Raw genomic sequence first — 22,347 nt, 5'->3', positions numbered from 1 at the left:
CACTTTCCCTTGACGTGTCCCGGCACGCCTGCGGGAAACTTCCTTGATTGGAACGAAAATTCGGCAAAATCTGCTTTCTTCAGCGTTTTCGGACACGCCCTAATATTGGCAGTTGATTTACATAAGTGTAGAAAAAAAGTACAAAAGTCCTCCTAGCAAGGGGCTTTTTGTACTTTTGCATTTATTCTCATTTCATGTAGCGGTAGTCTAGGAGTTCCTTCAAGTTTGAGATTTTCTGAAGCAGCTTCTCCCCCACATTGGTTTCCTTCACCAGTTTCCGTTCCAGTTCTTTGTCCACCAGTCTTTTTACAGACAATACGTCCGTTCCGTTGCATAACACATCTTCTTTTGAATTGAATTTTTGATGGGCGACGAGTTGCATGCCAAAAGAGTTGTAAAGCAAGGTATATCCCGCAATACCGGTGGTGGATTGATAGGCTTTGGAAAAACCGCCGTCAATCACGATCATTTTTCCGTTGGCTTTCACAGGGCTCTCTCCACTGATTTCTTTGACTGGCGTGTGGCCGTTAATGACATGTCCATGATCCGGATTCATATCAAACTCCTGCAAGATTCTTCGACAGATCTCTTCATTTTCACGTAAATGGTAATAAGGATTTTTTCTCTCCTTATGTGCTTCTTTTTCTTGTATAAAATAACGTTCGAAAGTCGTCATTTCTCTCTTGCCAAAGAGTGATGAACATTCTCCTGTCCAGATATACCATACCATATCCGTCGCCAGATCTTCTGTCTCTTCCGGATGGGCAAAGGCGTAACGTAAATAATCTTCAAAAACATCAAGCAATTGACGTCCCGCATATGTCTTGTCTTCAATCTGCATTTCTTCCATATTTCCTTCTTCATCCATAGGAATACAGCCGTGGATTAACAAATTTCCATTGTATTTTAAATAAAGGCTTCCCTTTTTCATGAGGAAATTCATATGTCTGGCCAGCTTTTCGGAATGCTGAACGGAGAACAACAGTTTCTCCATCACTTGGCGTTCTTCCTCCAGTAATTGTTCAGGCTTTTGCGGATTTACGGTTGTAAAACAGGTGTTTTTCAACTGGTACGTTTTTCCGCAGATCGTGATTTCGTTTTTGTCGTAATCAATCTGTTCCAGCAAAAGTCTTTCAGACATATTAAAGTATGCGCGTCTCTTGATAATCGGGCTTTCAAGTTTAAACTGTATCATGGCAATGGCTTGATGGATTTTGGTAATCTGCAGAATTTCCTGCTCCGATACATTATGGCCAGTCTGCAGCTTAGGTCTGAAGGGCAGATTGTCTTCATAGTATTTCTCCGCCAAGTTTAGCAGCGGGCGCAGATTGATTCCATATACATCTTCTATAATGTCCAGATTGTCGTATCTGGCACAGATTCGGATAATATTCGCAAGGCAGACCAGAGAACCCGCGTACGCACCGATCCAGAGGACATCATGGTTCCCCCACTGAATGTCTACAGAATGGTAATGGATTAGCGTATCCATAATTTTATCGGGGTCCGGACCCCGGTCATAAATATCTCCAACCACATGAAGATGGTCAACCACCAGGCGCTGGGTCGTATAAGCAAGGCCAATAATGAGCTTGTCCGCTTGGCCCAAGGATATAATTTGCCGATATATTTCCTCGTAATAAGGATCCTTATTGTTGGTCGAATCCGTCTTGTATAAAAGCTCCTCTACAATATATACATACTGCTCCGGCAGAGCTTTACGCAATTTCGAGCGCGTATACTTGGAAGAGGCATAAGAAATAAGCTTCAGCATGTGTTCAATCGTTTGTCTATACCACTGGTTTAGAGCCGTTTTATTGCTCAGTTCTCCTATAACCAGCTGTATTTTTTCTTCCGGATAATAAACCAACGCTGCAAAATCATTAATTTCCTGATCCGTCCATATCTCCCGGAACAATTCCTTGATTTTTTCTTTGACGGTACCTGAGCCGTTCCGTAGTACGTGCTGAAAAGCCTGGAACTCCCCATGCAAATCACTGACAAAATGCTCGGTTCCCTTTGGGAGATTGGAGATCGCTTCAAGGTTGATGATCTCGGTGATGATTTTTTCTTCAGTATCATATTGTTGGGCCAATAAATCTAGAAACTGCTCATCCAAAACAGATGTCCCCCTTCAAAGAAGTTATGTGGTATTGATTTTATAGTAAATTTCCAAGGGACTTTTACTTTTATGATTATCAGCGTTGTCCTCCCTAATCATACTCCAGTTCATCAACTATGAACAAATTTCATCGAATGAATTTGGATAGAGATTAGATTGAGACAACGTTCTGGAGTTAATTTAGATATTGGATTACTATGTAGTGCATACGAAAAGAAACCCAGAGTCTCTCTCGGACCTGGGTTTCTTGAACTGATGTAAGGAGGCGTAATCTCATTTTCACACCATACGGAGTCTCAACATCAACAGTTACAACCTTTCCTCCAGCCATTGCTGTAAAGGAATATCCTCCGTCAGTTCACCGAGCAAAATATGGCTAAACTGTCCCGCTTGGTCAATAACCATTGTGGCTGGCAGGCCAGTGATACGGTACAGCTTGGATACCTTGCCGGTTGCGTCAATGATCACCGGAAAATCAAATTGGTGACGGTTCATAAACTCGTTAATTGTGCCCTTGCTCTCCCCCACGTTAACAAACAGTGTCTCCACGTTATTTTGGTTTTGCTGCGCAAGCTCATGAACCAAGGGCATTTCCCTCACACAAGGCGTACACCAGGATGCCCAGAAGTTAATCATCACGGCTTTGCCCCGGTAATCAGACAACTGGACTTGCTCCCCTTTGGAGTTGACCGCTGTAAAGTTAGGAGCCTCAGCACCTGCCCTGATCGGATTGCTGCTCTTCGCATCAGAGTTCGATAGATTCGCCAGCACGGCCCATACGCCTGTAGCCAATGCCGCCAGTGCAATCAACATCGTAAAAATCCGTTTTATTTTCGAACCCTTCTTCTGTCCGTCTTTTAGCCCACTGTTCCTATCCATTCTCTGCATCTTGTTTTGCATGAAATCACCTTCACTTTATTCCCAGACTCTGATGAAAAGCAGCATGAAGTGAACCATACTGATTTCGAATATCTTCTACGGTGCCTTCCCCGACATTACAACCTTGATTCATAAACATCACCTGATCTGCAATGTCATTCGCCACTTCAAGCTGATGGGTGGAGAACACAACCATATGCCCTTCCTGTTTGATCCCTCTCAGCAAATGTACGAACTCCTGCATCCAGAAGGGGTCCAGTCCATTGGTAGGCTCGTCCATGATCAGAAGAGCAGGCTTTGCAAGCATCGCCTGAGCAAACAATACACGCTGTCTCATGCCTTTGGAGAAGGTGGTCACCCGTTTATGTTTTTGCTCGCCCAGTCCAACCATCACTAGCACTTCCTCCACCCTCTCTCGGGGAAGTTTACGCAGAGAGGCCCAGAATAATAAAACTTCCTCGGCCGTAAGCCCTTGGCTGAACTGATAGTCATCCGGCATATATCCGATCTGATTTGCGTACCGTTTGCGATCCTGTGACCAGCGGACGTTATTTATCACAATCTCCCCTGACGTTGGCCGAAGAATGCCTGCAAGCATACGAAGCAAGGTACTTTTGCCTGCACCATTACCTCCACATACGGCAAGTACCTGACCGGAACCAAGATGAAAGGAGATTTCTTCGACGATGGTTTGTTTTTTGATTTGTTTACCTAGTCCGTTCACAATAACTTCCGATTCAAGCACGAGAGCGCCCCCTTTCCCAGATGGCGTAGACAATGAGGATAGAGAAGCTTACCCATAACAAGCACATTCCAATAAATATGGCACTGCCGCTCGGCTGTTGCACCCACGTTACCCATTGATAATACTCAGGCCCCAGTATAGAACCGCCACCGAGTTTGATCACAATAAACAGCCGTACCAATTCAGCCGGGTTCAAAAAGGTTAACACCACCAGCAAAGGTTTTATCCAGAGGTACGGCATTAGCCCTAATATCGCAAGTAATAATGTAGGCCAGCCTATAACGGCAAAGAACCAGATCGATACGGAAATCGTTAAAGCTTGCCAGCGATTGCGAGACAGTGAGCCGATCAGCAATGCAACACTTAGGAATAACAGCACAATTCCGCAGGAAAAGGCCAAGAACAAAAGATAGGTCAACAAATCGATTGGATTACCGAGTAAACCGCTGACAACTCCCATCAGACCATATCCAAAGGTTACAATCGCCAGTAATACAGCTGCTAGTCCAACATATTTACCTGTAATAAAGGATAACGTTCCGATAGGGTAGGTCGATAACAGTTGCCAACTGCCGTCCTCCTTTTCAGCGGTCAACGAGAAAGAACCCAAGAACAAGGTCATTAGAGGTAACAGATAAAGAATCAGATTCAGCATCGAGCCTGTCGTGCCCGAGTATCCTTGTACCGGATTCTGTGCATTGAGAAGCAATAAACTTAAGCTAAATGTACAAAAAAGGACTAGAAACGAATACGCCCAAGGATTGCGGAATCCCGTTTTCAACTCTCTCTTCACAATTTGTATCATATCAGACATTGAATTCACCATTCCTTGTCAGCATCAGTGACTGCTTGATCCTTCTTTCGATTCACCTTCTTGGTGCATATCATCGCTCGTATCTTGATCCTTATCATGCTCTGAGCCTTGATCCGTCCCGCCCTCATCGTGACCGTGTCCGTGCCCGTCTCCGTCCATATTCATGTTATCCGTATTCTGAGTCCAATCATGAGAAGCAAGTTCATCCGCAGTCATAACCTTGCCTACACCCTGCTCGTCCACGAATGCCTCGGCAGAAGCTTTATCCTTGAAGTTAACAATGCCATACGCCATAGGTGTTCTGAGTGAAGGGTCATATACATAGGTCGCTTTATTGAATTCGATCCATTCCTTATCGTTATAATCACGCACATAGTCCATGCCAATGTTGTCTGTGCCATTTTCTTTTTTCCATTCATTCATGCAGCCAAGGTCATCGAACTTGAAGTTTTTACCGTCCTTCGTTGTAAGCTGTGTGGCAAACGCATCATCCTTTACCTGCATGTTACAGATCGCACAGATATCCACGTCCTCGTTAATCGGCACAGCTGCATACTTCTGTCCACATGCCGTTAACATCACTGTACCTAAGAGCAACATGATCGTTATAATCCATCGTTTATTCATTTTCTCCATACCCCCATATAGATCATCGTACTAGTAGACAAACCAAGTAAAAGTAAACCAATTATCATAACCGGACTAGACCAGGTTCCCACATTTGTTCTATCTGTCCCGAAAGTTCCGGATGTTGCTGAAACATCAGTATGCTTCTTCTCGATGCTCATCTGCGGTGATTCGTCTGTTGTCCAGTTGTTTTTCCCTTCCGAATGCAAGTCACTTAGAAAGACCATACCCGGTGATTGAAAAAATAGCTGGTACGCTGCATTTCTGCTTATTACTTGTTCGTAAAACGGGTTGAGCGAATAGGAAAGCTCACTGATCCCATCCTGATTCAGATCCAATCCCTGAAAGGAATCCCAATAGTTTTCCTTCAAAATATTATCCTTGCTGTCCATTGTCGAAGCATCAATAACGTTGGAAACAAATCGATTTTGCGTAAATTGATTTCCCTCAGCGAGCACCATCTGGATTCCAACGAAATTACGGATTAAGTTGTTGTCATCGATCTCATTTTCCGTAGATTCAGCGATATTCATGCCTACACGATTGCCCTCCACTGTATTGCTGCGGATCTTGGACTGATGCACGTCATAGAGCAAAATCCCTTGGGAATGAACATTTGAACTTTGTTTGCGGAAGGTATTTCCTGACACAACCGTATTTTTCACACCCATAATCATGGCACCTGTCATGTTTCCTTCTCCTATGTTATTCGTAACAGATGATCCATCGATATACATGCAGTGAATGCCATACCTAGTTTCGATAAAATGATTTTCGTCCACCACTGCATTTCGGCTGTTTTCCAGATAGATTCCATCGAGCACGCCCCGAATCTCATTCCCTTCAATCCTGCTGTTAGCAGAATTGTAGAGATCGATCCCGTTGCCTTTTTGGCTGCTGGAGGCCGTGCTTGACCCTGCCCATACAATTGTATTATTTCGGATCGTAGCAGATGTTGCCTTACGTAGAAGCAAGCCAGCCCCTTTGGTACGAATCGTAAGTTCAGTAACCTCGTTATTGCCGCCCGTAATCTGTACGGCAGCGGCTGGCTGACGACCGTTATGTTCAATGGTAAACCCTTTCAGTTTCACACCTTCCGCCTGAATGGAAATTGCAGCTTGTTCCTGTTCATTATCGATGGTAACCATGACATCCCCAATCAGCGTGAGCGGTTTAGAGATGACAACCGGGCCTGAATATCGACCAGGTTCAAGATGAATCTCTGCTCCGGCATCCGCTTGATCTATGATGGGCTGAAGCGGAACCAATTGCTTTTCTTCATTTACTCCAGTTGCAGCCACATCTCTTTGAATTGCGGGAAGCAGTCCAAATCCGATCACGAGGAGAGCAACCAGTGTTAGTTTACTGAAACTGAATCCTTTATTCGTGTTCATATTAGTATTCATATTTTTATTTGTATTCTTGTTTTTCTTCCTATTTTTGTTCTTCCATCGATCAATCACGTTCAGAATGTATAAGCCCCCAATTCCTCTGCATTTTTCATCCATCTCATCACCACTTCCCTCCGTTCCTTCTTTTTGGTGTTACATGAATGCGTTATCCCAGTCCTTCACACAGTGTATCGAAAATGATAAATTTCCCATATAGCCCCATCAGGCTATAGCTTGCTTTCTTTTGTGTCCAAATTGTGATTGAATGAAAAAAAGCCGCCAAATTGGCGACTTTAAACATGACATGTTCAGTTTATGCAAATGAATAGGTCCAGAAGCGTTCGCGCCCAAAGCGTGCTTGAAGTTCTTCGTCATTCAGCTTGCGATTACCAAGCAGCTCTGCTGCTTGAAACTGCGAGCGGTGGGCACGAATCGAGGCCAGCTTTTGCTCCAAAAATGGAGAGACATCTACAGTGACATCTGGCTTGCCAATATGCTGCTCATGATTATTAGAAAAAGCTACACAGTGAACGAGAGGACGCTCTTCCAGCGGTAGGCGGCTAACAGCCCTGATCACCGCGGCTCCTGTTGCATCATGATCGGGGTGAACACTGTATCCAGGATAGAATGTAAAGACCAGCGATGGCTTAATCTCCTCAAGAAGAGCCATAATGCTGCCATCCAGCAATTGAGGGTCTTCGAACTCTACCATTTTATCATGAAAACCAAGCATCCTTAAATCTTGAATACCAATCGCACTAGCCGCTTCAATAAGCTCGTCTTTGCGGATGGATGGCAGGGTCACGCGGTTCGCAAACGGCGGTATACCCATGTTACGCCCCATCTCACCCAAAGTCAGACATGCATATGTAACATGTGCTCCAGAATCAATGTATTTGGCTAACGTGCCCGATACGGAGAATGCTTCGTCGTCTGGATGGGGATAAACCACCAGGATGCGTTGGTGCTCATCATGTGCGTTCTTTGTCATATGTTGTTCCTCCGCTCCCATTAGAACTTCTCCCGGCTCAGCTGTAATGCGACAACCAGTTTGCCTTGGCTGTCATGGCCGGCCATAATCAGTCTTTCTTGTTCCTGCTCATCAATATGTGTAAGTCCTTCAGCATACACCCAACCATCTGTCGTCTTCAGACCGACACGGTAAGGTCCCTCACCTGATATCGAGCCCTGTGTGTATCGAATGGACGCATTGGTGATAAAAGCCGAAGCTGGATGCCGTGAACTATCGTAATGTTGAGCGTAAGCACCCGTTGTCATCTCAAGATGCATGTATACATCCTGATTAACAAGGCGATCTAGCCGAAGCTGAATATCTTGTGGTTGTATCAGTTGCATGACGGCCTCCCTGTTTCATGTAAAGTATGAATTCCATTTTATCATATGCAACAAGGAATATACATTTAAAGCTGCTTCGATGCATAGAATGACAGGAATTTGTCCTCTAAAACATGAACTTTCTTTCGCATTTATTTCTATTTTTCAAATGGTGCAAAATCGATTAGATTAATAGAAGTAATCAATCCACTCTCCATATACTCGAGATCAGAAGTGTCGTCAGAAGGAGTTGCTCCGATGAAATCAATCATTCAGTTATTACATTTTGGCTATCATCAAGCCATGAGTTGCATTTTTCCCGTAGCCATTTTTGGTACACTGGCTCTTTCAACGATCATTCCTTTTCCTTATATCCAGCGCTATGATGCAATCCTGCTTATTCTGCTTGCTGTTCAATATTTGATGTTTCGAACTGGACTGGAAACGTTGGACGAGATCAAGGTTATTTGTGTATTCCACGTAATCGGTCTCTTACTCGAAATTTACAAAGTACATATGGGATCATGGTCTTACCCGGAGCCCGCATACAGCAAAATATTTGGCGTCCCGCTGTACAGCGGATTTATGTACGCCAGTGTAGCCAGCTTCATGTGTCAGATCTGGCGAAGACTGCGTATGGATATGACCGACTGGCCGGGCATGGTTCCCTCCATGTTACTCGGCGCAGCGATCTATCTTAATTTTTTCACGCACCACTTTATACCGGATTTTCGCTGGTGGCTGACAGCCCTTGTCTTTGTTGTCTTCTGGAAAACGTGGATTATCTACCGAGTACGCCTGACAACCTATCGTATGCCATTGTCTCTTGCTTTCATTATCGTAGGATTCTTTATCTGGCTGGCAGAAAATATCGCTACCTTCTTCAATGGGTGGAAATATCCGGATCAACATGATAGCTGGCAACTGGTGAGCTTCAGCAAGATCAGTTCATGGTTTCTGCTGGTCATTATCAGTGTAATCATCGTTGCACAGCTCAAATACGTGAAAGCCAATCGCACAACAAAATAATTTCAAGAAGACCACGTGCGGATCACATCGAAGCTGACCTTTTCCCAAGCGTCAGTGATCCGCTATCGTTTAGCATTTCATTTTGTTTGCTGCCAACTTGTTTCCCCTCTTCATCATATACTTTAATTGTATAGGGTGTACCCTCTGATGAAGGCAGCATCACAAACCAGACATACTCTTCCATATCTGTTTTGATCAACTTGGCTTCCGTTACGGACATGGAGCCGTTCTGTTCTGTTTCAGCAGTTACACGCTGGATACCCGGATGCTCGATTGTACCAAACACCATTGGAAAAGGAGCATCTATCCCGTCAAGCTTCGGTAAGTTCATATAATACAATGCATACTCAGACGGATCTACATCTCCTATTCCATAACCTCCGCCCCACACCCACTTCCAGCCAAAATTATTTTTCCGTACGTACTCCAGCTGCAAGTTACTTGATGCTTCGCTGTTTGTTCTCTGCGTAAACACGATCATATCGTCGTCCACAGGCTCCTGATGAACTACATGGACATTATGGGATGAAGTCCTGAATTGTTCCACTGCATCCTCCGGCGTGTTGCCGATCGGAATCGACATGGTTTCGTCCAGCCCCATAGCTTTGGACAATGTCTGATCCGCCAGACCACCCGGTCTTTCTTTTATGTACATATATGTGTATACCGATATCACAGAGAGCGCTAAGATCGCTATCGTTGCGACTATAATCTTAAAAATGTTTCCCTTTTTTTTGCTCATGTTGAAGCCTCCTTATTCGAAATGCATAAATTATAAATTAATAATATAACATAAAAACCCATCTAATATTACCATAATTTATCATAATCATTTTTTCAATAACTATACTGAAAGGCAAAAAAGCCGCCATATGGCGGCTCCATCTTATTAACGAGGCATAGTCACGCCTGAGGCATGCTTTACACATGCCCTAATGCTCCATTCTTCACATGTCGTATCCCTGAATTAATATTCTCCAAGGAATATCACTTCAGTTTCTAATTCCACTTGGAACGTATCCCACACCTTTTTCTGAATAAACTGAATCAGATCCTCATAATCCTTGGCAGTGGCGTGATCCACATTCACGATAAATCCTGCGTGTTTGGTTGAGATTTCTGCTCCACCAATACGAGTGCCCTGTAGCTGACAATCCTGAATTAGTTTGCCGGCAAAATGTCCTTCCGGACGTTTGAATACACTTCCGCAAGAAGGGTATTCCAAAGGCTGCTTCGATTCTCTCAGGAACGTTAATTCCTTCATCTTGCTGGAGATTTCCTCTTGGTTACCTTCGCTAAGCGTAAACTCGGCATCCAAAATAATATAATGATCCATCTTAAAGAGACTGTTGCGGTAGCTCAGCTTCATCTCTTCGCGCGGGATAACAACAACATTGCCTTCACGGGTAATAACGGTCGCCTTTTCAATGACATCCGCGATCTGACCACCGTAAGCGCCGGCGTTCATATAAAGAGCGCCCCCTGTACTGCCAGGAATGCCACAGGCGAACTCCATACCGGTTAGGCTATGTTCCAGGGCAGCTCTAGATACGTCAATAATATCGGAACCACTTTGCGCCAACATGCGTGTACCATGGACTTCGATCTGATCGAAGCGGCTGAGCGAAATGGTGACACCCCGGATGCCTCCGTCCTTAATAATTACGTTAGAGCCTTTACCGATGACAGTCAGCGGCAACTGATGGCTGTTCGCAATTTCAACCACTTTGGTGATCTCCTCTACCGTCGTAGGATGCACGAGGATATCGGCCTTGCCTCCAATTTGGATAAACGTATGATTTTTTAGCGGTTCATTAAATTTTACTTTTTCGTTAGGTATGTGACTTTCAAAAATATTCATGATTTTCTCTCCCTGCGTTCTTCAAAAAGAACATGATTCCTACATTGTAAATCGAAACACACTCCAATGACAATCTATATAAGTTGAACCAAAGAATTTACACTATCCACTCCGATGACAGAATAACCTTCCAATCGCTGTTATCCCCAGATTTTTTTGATTCCCTTTTCCAAAGGAAAAAATCCGCTGAGCTTATGCTTACGATGTAGCTTTCTTACAGAAAGCTTTTAGGCTACCGCTTTGCTTTTTCAGGTTTTTTCTGTCCTCTTCGTTCATGTGTAAATAAATAGTTCAACTTATATTTCCTTATATTTCCCTTTACAGACTGATGAAATTCAAACGTATTACTATAATGATATTCGCCTGTTTACTGAATAGGTACTTGAATACACGTTAAATTCTAAATGAACAACCATTTTCAGATTGTACGGCATCAAAAAAAGCAATAGCGCTGCGGATTTATCACCCGCAGCGCTTGAACATTCTAACACATATTCTTAAACTTCTCTATCTTCTGAATAGAAGTCCGCTTCATCCACGATCGTTATCCGGAATATCCGTCTTTGTCAATTCCGCAGATAAAGCCCATAGGCGCTCCGCCTGTTCTGCATCAATCGCATATGGCTTCACGCCGTAAAAACCGCCATCTTCGGGAGCCATCTCACTGATGTTGCAATCTTCGCAGTACACACCGCCCATGCCTTCAAGCTTGGGAGAAGTCGCAGCCCACACCTGGGTTGCTGCACCCTGCTCCGGTGATTTGAACCCCGGATTAGCCACGTTGCCGGATTCATCAATCCAACCGAGAGCAACCATCTCATCTTTGGGCATATAACGCTGTAATGGAGTCATGATTCCACCCGGATGTACAGCAAATGCACGAACTCCATGCTGCTTGCCAAGTCTGTCGAGTTCTACCGTGAACAAGCTGATCGCTGTTTTGGACTGACCGTATGCCGGGAACTTCTCGTATCCCTGTTCAAAATGAATATCATGCCAGCGGATTGGTGAGAAATGATGTCCTGCAGAGGAAAGCGAAACAACACGGGCTCCACCTTCACTGACCAGCGCAGGCCACAATTGATTGGTTAGCGCAAAATGTCCCAGATGGTTCGTAGCAAACTGCGCTTCCCATCCCGGACCAATACGTGTCTCTGGACAGGCCATGATACCTGCATTCAGGATTAACATATCGATAGTGCGTGCACTTGCAAGAAAACGTTCCGCAAATGCAGCGACACTGGACAAGTCAGCCAAATCAAGCTCGTGCACTTCCACGTTCTCAAGATCGGCCAAAGCCTCACGCGCAACATCTGGTCTGCGCGCTGTCACAACAACATATGCTCCCGCTCGAGCCAATGCACGTGTTGTTTCCAGTCCCAGACCGGAATATCCACCTGTCACTACGGCGAGACGCCCTGACAGATCCATTCCGCGTAAAACCTCATCTGCTGTGCTTTTCTTGTCAAAACCTGAATTTATGTTCTGCTGCACTGTTCTTGTCTCTTTGTTTATGTTCATCTAACTCAACTCCTTCATACTCCCACTTGTAACTACATTTCGTGTTTACTTCTGTCGGGACTTCAACAATTAGTCTACACCCTAGAGTAAACTCGAAGTCAAATCATGCCCATTAAACGTCCGCCCTGCATATTCACCATTATTCTTCATTCGCCAATCAGGATGAACAAAAAAAGCCGCCATTCGGCAGCTTTATTCATATCAATCTGAACGTACCCAAACATTAAAAACATTTCTATCTCTTTATTTCAGACGAATCTGGAAAACGTCACCGGCTTTACCTGCAAATACGATAAAACCTTTCTTCGGAAGTTTCGTGGACTGTTCACCAGTCGCGGTAGAGAACTGCAGCACCTGCCCTTGATCATTATAAACCGCATAACCGCCATGCTCGGGAGAATCCACCGTTATCGTCTTTTCAGCAGATTTTCCGTCAATCGCATACCATCGTGCTTGACCATTCGCTGGAATGGTCGCCACCCCTGATTTACCGCCAAAGATCGGTCGAATGGCCTTTTCCGAGATGTATTGTTGTCCGTTCTGTGTGAGAATTTCAGCATCTTTTTTCATCATTAATTCCAAGTCGAATGCATCTCGACCGTTCATGACAGGAATCTCCGCAACATTAACGGCATGATTCACATCCTTAATTTGAGTCCCATTCACATAGCCCTGCTCTGCGTTGACCTTAAAGTTTTTAATGAGCTGTGATGGAACCAGGTAAAAGATCGATGTAATTTTTTCGTCCAGTGCAAAATAGTTCAAACCGTTCCGTGCAGCCCACTTCTCTTGGGTAATCGCATCCAACTTGTTAGGCTCCAGCTTTTGATAATCATACGTATTCATGCCCATCTGTCCCAACCCTGGCAAGCTAAGATATGCCTGGACTTTCACATAGGTCTTGGCGTTGCGTTCCTTCACAAAGCTCACGTTCACACTTCCGTCTTTGCTGGTGAAATATCCGTCCCCTGTATACACATATTGTTGTTCAGCAATCAGTCCGCCCAGCATAGCTGGTAATGAGAATGCCCCATTCTTAATATTGATTTCCGTAGTTGCACCAACGGTTCCATACAAGCCGGAATAATCATTCAACTCAGCAGGCATCTCGGTCTGAACTGGAGCAGAGAAGGTGCGATCCGGTTTGATGTTGTCAATAATCCCCTGTTCCTTCAGTACTTCCAGCAACACTTTAGAGGCAAACATTTGGTCAAAAACAGAAGATCCTCCTGAAGATAATACAGCCATGGATATGTCGTGCTCTGGAATCGTAATTAATGAAGCGTGATACATCATCGTATCCCCGCCCTTGGTCAGTGCCTTGACACCGTACTCACTGAACGGAGCAAGCTCCACGGCATCCCAGCCGAGTCCGTAGTTGAACGAATTAATCTCATCAGACACCCATATGCCGTTGCGATACTCTGCACTTTGCATCGCTTTGACTGAAGATTCCGACAGAAGATCCGGGCGGTTACCCATCAGTACCTCAGCAAATTGCGTCAACTCCTCAGCCGTTGAATAAACACCTCCGGTGCCGATGATGTTTGCATTTTCAACTGGCATCTTCGGTTTGAGCGTTGGCCAATATGTCTCAGCCAACCGGTCTCTATTGAAAGAATCAAGTGGCGTCTTCGTTGAGTTCAGTTGCAGCGGCTTGGTGATAGACTGTTCCACATATTTGCTGTAACTTTGCCCACTCATGCGCTCAACCAGAATCTCCAGTAATTGAAACCCATCATTACAATAAACGGAGTATTCACCAGGCTTGGACTTAAGACGTTCGGCCTGAAGTTTGATCAGTAATTCATCCTGATTACGTGTATCGTTATCATCAAACATCATGCTATTTCCATAATGCGATCCATATAACCCGGATGAATGATTCATTAACATGCGCGGTGTGATTTCTTTGTAACGAGGATCTGCCATTTTGAAATCCGTAATATATGTGGTAAGCGGTTGATCCAGATCAACTTTACCCTCGTCCACGAGCATCATAACTGCAGTTGTCACCACCATTTTGCTTACAGAGCCTATGCCGTACATCGTGTCTTTATCCACGGCTTTCTGGTTTGCCTTATCATGAAATCCAGCACCGTCCGATAAAATCATTTCCCCTTTGTCCATAATCGCATATTGCAGACTTGTGACGCCATAACTCTGAACCAGCATGTCAGCGAGTTGTTTAGCTTTCCCTTGGGTTGTCTGCTTTTCTGTCGCCTCAGCTTTGACATCCGCTACAGGCATGATGACAAGCATAAACGCACATAAAACCGTAAATATCCTTTTCATTCAGACTTCCTCCTTCAGATCGATATAAGTGAATGAATTCATCATACCCGGCAAAGGCATCGCCTGCGGAAAAGAACCCCGAATGGAAAAAAACAACCCCTGAACGACAGTTCAGACGTTGTTTGTGTTGTATGGAAGAACAACCATATTGTTGAAGGACCCTTGTCCCTGCTCAATGGTCATGTGACCTCCATATTTGCTACATATTCTCGATATATTGGTCAGGCCAAAACCATGAAATTCGGAGTCCGATTTGTCACTTTTCAGATCCGGGGCCGGTTGGGCGGTATGGTTCATAATCTGGATTACCAGAGCAGAAGCTGTAGAATGAATAGATACTACGATATAACGATCCTCGGCAACCCGTACTTTCTTGGATGCTTCAACAGCATTGTCTAGAATATTTCCGAGCACCACGCACAAATCATAACGCTCAATGCCTATGTGCTGAGAATGGAGATTGATGCGCGTATCGATTCGAATGCCGTTTGCCTGCCCGACGGTTAGCGTATTTGTAACGAGAGCATCAATGACCAGATTACCGCTATTCACACGTTGGTACGCATGCTCAATGGTGTTCATCGTAACATGCATATGCTCTGTTGCTGCCGCAAGTTCGTTGCGTTTCACGCATTCTTCGATATATAGAAACTGCTGATGGATATCGTGGATAATACTTTTAATGCTTTTGAAACTGTGCACGGTCTTCTCATAGTTGGCATCCTGATAATCCATTTGCCGCTGTAATTGTTCATTCTCATGAGCGAGATGCGCCTTCTCCACGATATTATCAAATACATATACGATGAATACATTGAGAAAAAGGGAGCCTAGCACCGAAATAATATAAAAAATATTCTTTTCGCTATATATTGAAATGACGTTGATCTGGTAGACCGTAATGGCAGTTACGATCAGAAATAAAAGATAAGACCTATGGTGCACTCTGAAGCTCCTGCGTTTGGCAATGAGATGAACAATCGGGATCACAACAAACATAATGCTGCATCCTAGCAGCAGAACTTTGGAGAACAACCATATCGCTTCCGGGCCATAAACAGCCACTTTTAGGTAGTCGATGCCGTCAATCACACTAAAAACATAAATTGAAATGATATTTACCGTGGTTAAAAGCGCTGCGTACATAACCGTAAACATAATCTTCAGTTTTAATTCTACCCGGTAGGATTGTGCCAGAGTGAAGATAAAGCTCAATGCAAGCAAGGTCGAAAGAAAAGAAGGTAATCGCGTAGCCAAATAAAAGAAATTGAGCAGGATAAACACAACAAAATAGATCGTTCTGCGAGGCTTACGTCTGGATTTGCCCAGCACAGCATCAAAATAATAATTGGCTTGAAAGGTCATGAGCAGGGTCAACAAAATGACGGGTACTAGATGCAAAATATTCATTTTATTGAACCCTCATAATCATATATTTGGTGTACGTATCCTTGACTTCCTTAATTTTGGAACGACCTATAGGCAAAGAGGTTCCATCCAGCATCGTGACCTGTGCCCCCGTGAACTTGTGTACATGCATTAGATTAATAAGGACGGATCGGTGAATTTGCATAAAACCGTGCTCTGTCAGCGTTGCAGCATAAGCCGATAGAATGCCTTTCGTTTCATAAGAGTTATCACGAGTAATCACCTTTAGTTTGTTTTTAACCGTTAGGCTTTTGATCACCTCAATCCATAAAATATCTTCATATTTCAACATCAAATCATCGTAATCTGATTTAATCACCAGATACTTTTTATCCATAGCTTGATAAAACTGATGCAGTTTGATCAGCTTTTCTTCCAGTACGCTCTCCTGAATCGGCTTGATCAAATATTGGAACGTCATGACATCGAAACTTTGAACCATATACTCGGGATAACTGGTCAAAAACATGATCTGCACATCCATGATTTTGAGTTTTCTGATTTCCTGTGCTGTCTGTATACCATTCAATCCACCCATCTCTACATCCAGAATGAGCAGGTGAAACGTCTCTATCTGATCCTTATAATGAGCCAGGAGTTGTTCTCCTGAACTGAACATGGTGATATGAAACTCGATATTGGTTTTGAGCGAGAACGCCGTCAGCATATGCCTCATCAGTTCTCGTTGTTGCTCGTCGTCGTCACATATCGCTACCTGATACATCCTATCCCGCCTCTCCTGAACGCAAGCACTTCCACTCTTTGTTTTAATATACTATTTTATCATGCTCAGTGGTTCAGGAATGGGTTGAAATGCACTTAAAGTACCTTGAATTACAGGCAAACGCAAAAAAACACAGTGATGACGTTGCCTCTTTTACCTGTTCTATCCCTTGGTTGTTTTCGTTCTTCCCACTTCCAGCGCTGTAAGTATAACCTTACTATTGAACAAAAAAAGACTGACCAGGAGTGGTCAGTCTTTTTATAGGCGTTATTATGTGATGAATTTATAAGTTCCTCAACCACAACTATTCGATGAGTGCGGCCTTAATCAATGCATTTACCCTTGAGTTATAGAGCAATCCGATATGAGATACCAGACTAACAGAAATATTGTTCGCCCCATCCAGTCTGGATAGAAGAGGCGAAACAATGGTGTCGCTGGTTGAATAGATCGAGGTAACTCGAATGCCGCTTGGTGCGCTGTTCGTTGTCAACCGATTCGCTCCGCCCAGCGTAATCAATTTATCCACTTTATCAATGCCACCGCGGTTCAAAATATAGTACAGGCTGTTGGCCCCGCCCATACTATGAGCAACGATATGAACTTTGGAATGCCCCGTTTGGCGAAGAACATCGTCCACAAATCGGCTGATCGCAGCAGAATTCAACAGTTGATTCCCTGCTTTGCTCGGGAGATCAATGGCAAATAGCTCATCACTCGACCATCCCTCACCGCGCAGATACCTTTCAATTAAGACAAAATTACTGTCCGAGCCTGTTAATCCATGAACAAAGACAATGGGTGTCCGCGCAGTGGCAGCAGAAGCAGTCGTACTCTGCCCAATCCCGGGTAAAGCAAAAGCAAAAATCGCACTCATCAAAACAACAAGCAGTGGTCTTAACCTTTTCAATCAGATCATCCTCCTGTGAAATGAGATATCCACATTTTACAATTTAAAAAATGGAAATAAAATGGTATTTTAGTCTCATTTAACCATTTGAGTATGATGTTTACTGCTTGTTATTTTGTCGAAATACAGAGGTTCTTCTCTATAAGCTTGCCTCTTCGGACTGCCTCGGAGCACAAGACAACTATCCCTCTACAATATCCGCATACAGATGGGACGCCGCTTCCATCATAACCGGAACGATCGCTTCATTCGAAATAGCAACGTACAACTCCCCCATATACAATCGGAATGGGTATTGTTGTCCTTCATGCTCCCACATAAAAAAGTCACCCTCAATGGTCATCGTGCTCTCCGCCCCAACGATATTAAGCACCGTAGAGTAGGTGAACTCCGGCTTGGAGGCAAAATAATCTTTGCACTCCTCCACAGAAATAGGTTGTTCCGTATCGTTTTCCTGCATCGATCTGGTTATTTTCAAACGCTGATTCATTTTGGCATGCCCCCAACATTATTTATTTGTTCTGCACTTCTTTTCATAACAACGTATTCTCTCATTTCATTCTGGTTGTGTCAAAGCATGTAGTCAAAATTGTTTATAGCTCACCTGAATCTGAATATCCTAATTTAGCTAGTCCTGAGCGCTCGTCCATGCGAACGTAGCCATGTTGAATATAGTATTCTATCTGAACGCCAAGGAGGAATATCACTTGACCAAATTACTTGATGCAAGAGTATCATTAAATGCGGCTACGTTTAATTCTATTGCCATTCCTATTCCTGTCATCAATACACCTACATTATTTGCACAAATCGGGTTACTGACTGCTGGGGCAGGTCCTAATCCCAGAGTTTCTATGAAAGGAACGATCACAGTTCAGCTTCCTCTCGCTCTTTTCCAAGTCCGAATTACGATTGTACGTGGTACGGTTGCAACAGATCCTCTCATATATTCAGCCAATCACACGTATGGTCTGAACGGATTGCTTGTACCAGAAGTCCTCATTTTTTCCGCCAATGATTATAATCCCCCTGTAACTCCGCAAATCACCTATACTGCATTTATCAGTACCAATCTGCTTGGCACGGTCCGGGTAGGTCCTGAAAGCTTCGACGGATTTATCGTTTCGGATTAACGTCTTAGATTAAGCCCTCGTATGTAATGCCTAACACCCCATCCCTGTAATCTGCATATGCATTGTAGAGAACAGGGATGGGGCCTTTATACATAAGATTAATTTCCGAAATACACATCCAGCTTGCCTGTCGGCGGTGTGGTAGCCATCCAGACGGCAGCCAGGTTATCCGGAGCATATGTAGCTGCTGTAATATAGTCGCCGATTAGAACGGTTGGCACTGGTGAAATGCCATTTGGATTAAATGAGGTCGTTGTTAGACGCCGATTACTGAAAGTCGCCCCTCCATCAAATGACTCTGCAACAAATACATCCAGCAGAAAACCATCGATTTGATTGGAGTAATAGATTACCCGGATGGTTCCCGCGAATGGAGACACCGTGATGGCCGGAAAAAAGTTCTGCGTACCTGGCGGTGCGCTCGTAATGCTTATCGGATCTGACCAAAGCAACCCATCTGGAGATTCACAAAGCAAAACATCGGTATACCCCGCGCGAGCGTCATTCCATACAGCATAAACGGTGCCGCTGTTCGGTCCAATGGATATGTCAGCCGCCAAACTGAGATTGGTTTGCACTCGAAAATTATAGTTCGGCACAGGCAGCGGCGATGGCGCTGGTACAACGGAAGATATAAAAGTGGACTGCCGTTCTATGGGCGGTTGATAATTAATTCCGCCATCATACGATATGCGCAGCAATGCTGAAGGGCTGGCTGGCCCTGTAATGATATAACCCGCATAGACTTCGCCGGAGAAACCAACGGCTAAAGCTGCCCGGTCATGGATTCCACGGGGACTCGATTGGCGATCCGGGGGTTCCCACGAGATTCCTTGATCAACAGATCTTTGAGTAAAAATAGCAGAAGAAGTGGTAGCAAGCGGTGTATAACCTACATACGCATGGCCTCGATACGGACTGCCAGGGGAGCGATCTACAGCAATGAAAGGTTCATCATTATGCACGATGGTTCCAAATCCCAATTGCACAATGACTGGAGGCTGAAACGTAGCCCCATCATCAAATGAAGTATAGCTTACAATGGTCCCGTCATTAATCCCGTTAAACACATGCACCGTAATGATAAATGTGCTTGGAAACGTATAGTCGATAGTTGGTGCTTCTGCTCCTGAGTAAGCTGCGGGTTGTGGAAGAACAGTGGTGGACCAGGTAATTCCCCCATCGATGGAACGATAGAATCCCGTAAGTGTCGGCCCCGTACTCGTATCCACAGCAACAACACACATAATATTAGGATTTAAAATATTTACTGCAATAGAGGGTTCAAACTGATTGCCTGCCAAAGCTCCAGTAATATTTACAACGGCCACTCTCTTCACCTCTTTTCTTTTAAGGGATATTGGTGAATCGGTCTATTAACGTCATTTCGGATTGAAGAATGCGCTGTATAATCTGACCCGTAGAATCCACGCCATAGACATGGATAACGGTACTCGTTGCACTGAAAAAATCACTTTGCACTTCAAAAAATGCTGCATTGATCAACGGATAGATGAAAGTCCTTGTAGCTTGTGGCAAGATTTCAACTAAATCATGACCAATAGGAACCCGAGTCAATTGAGTTGTATCCCACCTGAATACCTCCAATTCAACACTGACAGGAGCATTCAGCGAATCATTAATACACGTTACAATCAGTTGCGTAGATTGTGTTGCACCTGCCGTCGGATTGTAGATAAATCCTGTAGAATTCGGCAAAGAGTCACACTCCTTTCACACCATATACTTCACTATACTTTCAATTAAGCTTGTGTTATGCCCCTTTATATCTCTCGTATTGGAACAATATGAAATTTTTGTTATGATAGATTTGCCGAATTTCTATTGTTTGGTAGACTTACGCAAAACCACAACGCCTGGAGGTACACCTATTCATGTTCATGCAACGTACTGGTAAAATCGCTGTCGCAGCCGTCATGGCTCTGTCTATTATGAGCAGCATCCCTGCATCTCAAGCCCATAAACTTCAAGCAGCTCCTGCGATCTCTGTTCAACTGGATCATGTGCCCTTAGCGTTTGATGCAGCACCACGAATTGATCAGGGAGTCACTTATGTTCCATTCCGTACAGTCGGAGAAGCACTCGGCATTGGTATTAGCTGGAACAACAAAACACAGACCATAACCGCGGTGAACACTTCCAAAGGAAAAACAACGAAAGTTGTTCTTCAGGTAGGAAGCAAGACAGCTACTGTAAATGGAGAGAAAGTGAATCTCTCTGCCGCACCTGTGCAGCGAGAAGGACGTGTACTTATTCCGCTGAGTTCATTCAGTAGCCAATTCGATGTCCGTACAGGCTGGGATCAGGCTACGCGAACCGTCTCTATGGTATCACCCCAACGTGAGATGCATCTCAGAGCATTCTATGCCGTTAGAGCGTACCACGAGATTGATCTCTTACCATCGATGAATTCAGTTGCTTTTGGCTGGAGCCGGATAGATCGGGATGGTCAATTTACACTTGAAGGAAAAGAGTACCAGATTCCAGCTGCTGCTGGTGAAGTGACACCCAAATCGATTGTGGCTGATGCAGCGCGTCAACAAATAGAGACAAGCCTGATGGTTTATGCGCTGGATGGAAATGGTGAGTTAACCAAAGTATTAAGTGACAGCAGTTTACGCCAAAAGTCCATTGACGGCATTAAAGCCGCCGTTCAGGAGTATGGCTTTGGTGGGGTTGTGCTTGATTTTGAAGGATTGGGATTTAAGCTGGATGCGGTGAAGCAGCAGCAACTGCTGAATCAGTATGTGAAACAGCTCAGAGCATCGTTGCCTCAAGAGATTGCCATCTCTCTAGCTGTTCCTCCGCTTAATAGTGCTTACAAGGGATATGATTACAAAACACTTGCTACGCTGGCAGATGACCTTATCATTATGGCATACCAATATAACCCTGCAGGAACCGAAGCCCAAGTTGCAGAGCCGAACAGCCTGGTCAATCAGGCAATTGCACTCGCACTCAAGGCAGGAGTGCCCAAGGAAAAGCTATTACTTGGCATTAACATCAATAGTGAGACACCCGCATCTGTCGGGGATAAGCTGGGACTTGCTAAACGTTATGATCTGAAAGGTGCCGCCTTCTGGAGGTTAGGTCTGTTCCGCACATACAGCGCTGATATGCAATCTTCTGTGCAAGCATCGGTAATCAAGGAATAATAAAGCTACCTTCTCATAGCTATATTGAACTTCATAATCTGTTTCAAAATAAGCAGGAAAAAGCACGCGCCTCGGCTGACTGTACAAGGAACGTGCTTTTTTGTGTACTTCATCACCTTCTCTTCTTATTTCATGACCTTATCTATACCGCCAAACAACAGCTTAATGATCACACCCGGACCCGGCAAACGGGGATCAAATAACAGGATCGTGCCAATGACCGCACTGATAGCGCTGATTCCTGCTGTGATGATCCGGACTTTTTTTTCTTCGCTACGTTGCCATTCCACATAGATGATTGTGCTGGCTAACAACAGAATACCTAACATGGAAGCAATTTTCATGACTTCTCACCTT

22 protein-coding genes are annotated in these 22,347 nt (G+C 44.3%); 3 read left to right on the top strand and 19 right to left on the bottom strand.

Going from position 1 to position 22,347, the window contains the following annotated elements:
• Positions 1–187: 187 nt before the first annotated feature.
• The 8 genes from AC1VYS_RS13910 to AC1VYS_RS13875 all read right to left on the bottom strand — a co-directional run bounded on the left by AC1VYS_RS13910 (position 188) and on the right by AC1VYS_RS13875 (position 7,934).
• Positions 188–2,119: a fructose-1,6-bisphosphatase gene (locus AC1VYS_RS13910; RefSeq protein ID WP_482914753.1), complete on the bottom strand. Its 1,932-nt coding sequence runs from the start codon at positions 2,117–2,119 to the stop codon at positions 188–190.
• Between the two features lie 312 nt (positions 2,120–2,431).
• Positions 2,432–3,001, bottom strand: coding sequence for a redoxin domain-containing protein (locus AC1VYS_RS13905; protein ID WP_482934529.1), 570 nt, complete (start codon positions 2,999–3,001; stop codon positions 2,432–2,434).
• A 31-nt stretch (positions 3,002–3,032) separates the two neighbouring features.
• Entirely contained in the window at positions 3,033–3,746 is a 714-nt protein-coding gene (locus tag AC1VYS_RS13900; protein ID WP_482914751.1) for an ABC transporter ATP-binding protein, read from the bottom strand.
• Positions 3,739–4,560, bottom strand: a complete 822-nt coding sequence (locus AC1VYS_RS13895; RefSeq protein ID WP_482914750.1) for an ABC transporter permease — start codon at positions 4,558–4,560, stop codon at positions 3,739–3,741. Before AC1VYS_RS13895 ends, AC1VYS_RS13900 begins: the two co-directional genes overlap by 8 nt.
• Positions 4,561–4,584: 24 nt before the next feature.
• On the bottom strand, positions 4,585–5,187 hold the full coding sequence (locus AC1VYS_RS13890; RefSeq protein ID WP_482914749.1) for a nitrous oxide reductase accessory protein NosL: 603 nt from the start codon (positions 5,185–5,187) through the stop codon (positions 4,585–4,587).
• Positions 5,184–6,593, bottom strand: a complete 1,410-nt coding sequence (locus tag AC1VYS_RS13885) for a right-handed parallel beta-helix repeat-containing protein (RefSeq protein WP_482914748.1) — start codon at positions 6,591–6,593, stop codon at positions 5,184–5,186. The genes AC1VYS_RS13890 and AC1VYS_RS13885 overlap by 4 nt, the downstream gene beginning before the upstream one ends.
• Positions 6,594–6,891: 298 nt before the next feature.
• The gene (gene bshB2 / locus AC1VYS_RS13880) at positions 6,892–7,569 is read right to left on the bottom strand and encodes a bacillithiol biosynthesis deacetylase BshB2 (protein ID WP_482914747.1); all 678 of its coding nucleotides are present in this window, start codon (positions 7,567–7,569) and stop codon (positions 6,892–6,894) included.
• Positions 7,570–7,589: 20 nt separating this feature from the next.
• The gene (locus tag AC1VYS_RS13875) at positions 7,590–7,934 is read right to left on the bottom strand and encodes a YojF family protein (protein WP_482914746.1); all 345 of its coding nucleotides are present in this window, start codon (positions 7,932–7,934) and stop codon (positions 7,590–7,592) included.
• A gap of 237 nt (positions 7,935–8,171) precedes the next feature.
• Between AC1VYS_RS13875 and AC1VYS_RS13870 the strand changes: the two genes are divergently transcribed.
• Positions 8,172–8,942, top strand: coding sequence for a DUF817 domain-containing protein (locus AC1VYS_RS13870; RefSeq protein ID WP_482914745.1), 771 nt, complete (start codon positions 8,172–8,174; stop codon positions 8,940–8,942).
• 22 nt (positions 8,943–8,964) lie between these two features.
• Here the strand turns inward: AC1VYS_RS13870 and AC1VYS_RS13865 are convergent, their stop codons facing one another.
• The 8 genes from AC1VYS_RS13865 to AC1VYS_RS13830 form a co-directional block, all read right to left on the bottom strand.
• Entirely contained in the window at positions 8,965–9,684 is a 720-nt protein-coding gene (locus tag AC1VYS_RS13865) for a hypothetical protein (protein ID WP_482914744.1), read from the bottom strand.
• Between the two features lie 225 nt (positions 9,685–9,909).
• Entirely contained in the window at positions 9,910–10,803 is an 894-nt protein-coding gene (gene murB / locus AC1VYS_RS13860; RefSeq protein ID WP_482914743.1) for a UDP-N-acetylmuramate dehydrogenase, read from the bottom strand.
• A gap of 531 nt (positions 10,804–11,334) precedes the next feature.
• Entirely contained in the window at positions 11,335–12,324 is a 990-nt protein-coding gene (locus AC1VYS_RS13855) for an SDR family NAD(P)-dependent oxidoreductase (protein WP_482914742.1), read from the bottom strand.
• Positions 12,325–12,567: 243 nt separating this feature from the next.
• Entirely contained in the window at positions 12,568–14,619 is a 2,052-nt protein-coding gene (locus tag AC1VYS_RS13850; RefSeq protein ID WP_482914741.1) for a serine hydrolase domain-containing protein, read from the bottom strand.
• Positions 14,620–14,730: 111 nt separating this feature from the next.
• Complete coding sequence (locus AC1VYS_RS13845; protein ID WP_482914740.1) at positions 14,731–16,029, bottom strand: GHKL domain-containing protein; 1,299 nt, start codon at positions 16,027–16,029, stop codon at positions 14,731–14,733.
• Position 16,030: 1 nt separating this feature from the next.
• Entirely contained in the window at positions 16,031–16,771 is a 741-nt protein-coding gene (locus tag AC1VYS_RS13840; RefSeq protein ID WP_482914739.1) for a LytR/AlgR family response regulator transcription factor, read from the bottom strand.
• Between the two features lie 304 nt (positions 16,772–17,075).
• The gene (locus AC1VYS_RS13835) at positions 17,076–17,648 is read right to left on the bottom strand and encodes an esterase/lipase family protein (RefSeq protein ID WP_482914992.1); all 573 of its coding nucleotides are present in this window, start codon (positions 17,646–17,648) and stop codon (positions 17,076–17,078) included.
• A gap of 214 nt (positions 17,649–17,862) precedes the next feature.
• On the bottom strand, positions 17,863–18,171 hold the full coding sequence (locus AC1VYS_RS13830; protein WP_482914738.1) for a hypothetical protein: 309 nt from the start codon (positions 18,169–18,171) through the stop codon (positions 17,863–17,865).
• A 217-nt stretch (positions 18,172–18,388) separates the two neighbouring features.
• Here AC1VYS_RS13830 and AC1VYS_RS13825 point away from each other — a divergent pair, with 217 nt between their 5' ends.
• On the top strand, positions 18,389–18,814 hold the full coding sequence (locus tag AC1VYS_RS13825) for a hypothetical protein (RefSeq protein ID WP_482914737.1): 426 nt from the start codon (positions 18,389–18,391) through the stop codon (positions 18,812–18,814).
• Between the two features lie 98 nt (positions 18,815–18,912).
• Here AC1VYS_RS13825 and AC1VYS_RS13820 read toward each other — a convergent pair whose 3' ends face one another.
• On the bottom strand, positions 18,913–20,145 hold the full coding sequence (locus tag AC1VYS_RS13820; RefSeq protein WP_482914736.1) for a sialidase family protein: 1,233 nt from the start codon (positions 20,143–20,145) through the stop codon (positions 18,913–18,915).
• 19 nt (positions 20,146–20,164) lie between these two features.
• The gene (locus AC1VYS_RS13815; protein WP_336122652.1) at positions 20,165–20,533 is read right to left on the bottom strand and encodes a hypothetical protein; all 369 of its coding nucleotides are present in this window, start codon (positions 20,531–20,533) and stop codon (positions 20,165–20,167) included.
• Positions 20,534–20,709: 176 nt separating this feature from the next.
• Between AC1VYS_RS13815 and AC1VYS_RS13810 the strand changes: the two genes are divergently transcribed.
• Positions 20,710–21,990 (top strand): stalk domain-containing protein, encoded by a 1,281-nt coding sequence (locus AC1VYS_RS13810; protein WP_482914735.1) that lies wholly within the window; start codon positions 20,710–20,712, stop codon positions 21,988–21,990.
• A 125-nt stretch (positions 21,991–22,115) separates the two neighbouring features.
• On the opposite strand, the gene AC1VYS_RS13805 is transcribed toward AC1VYS_RS13810, so the two are convergent.
• Positions 22,116–22,334, bottom strand: a complete 219-nt coding sequence (locus tag AC1VYS_RS13805; protein ID WP_482914734.1) for a hypothetical protein — start codon at positions 22,332–22,334, stop codon at positions 22,116–22,118.
• Positions 22,335–22,347: the final 13 nt, after the last annotated feature.

It is taken from the genome of Paenibacillus sp. G34, from assembly GCF_056856875.1.
The sequence above is the reverse complement of the archived record's forward strand: the minus strand, read 5'-3'. Positions and strand labels throughout refer to the sequence as shown.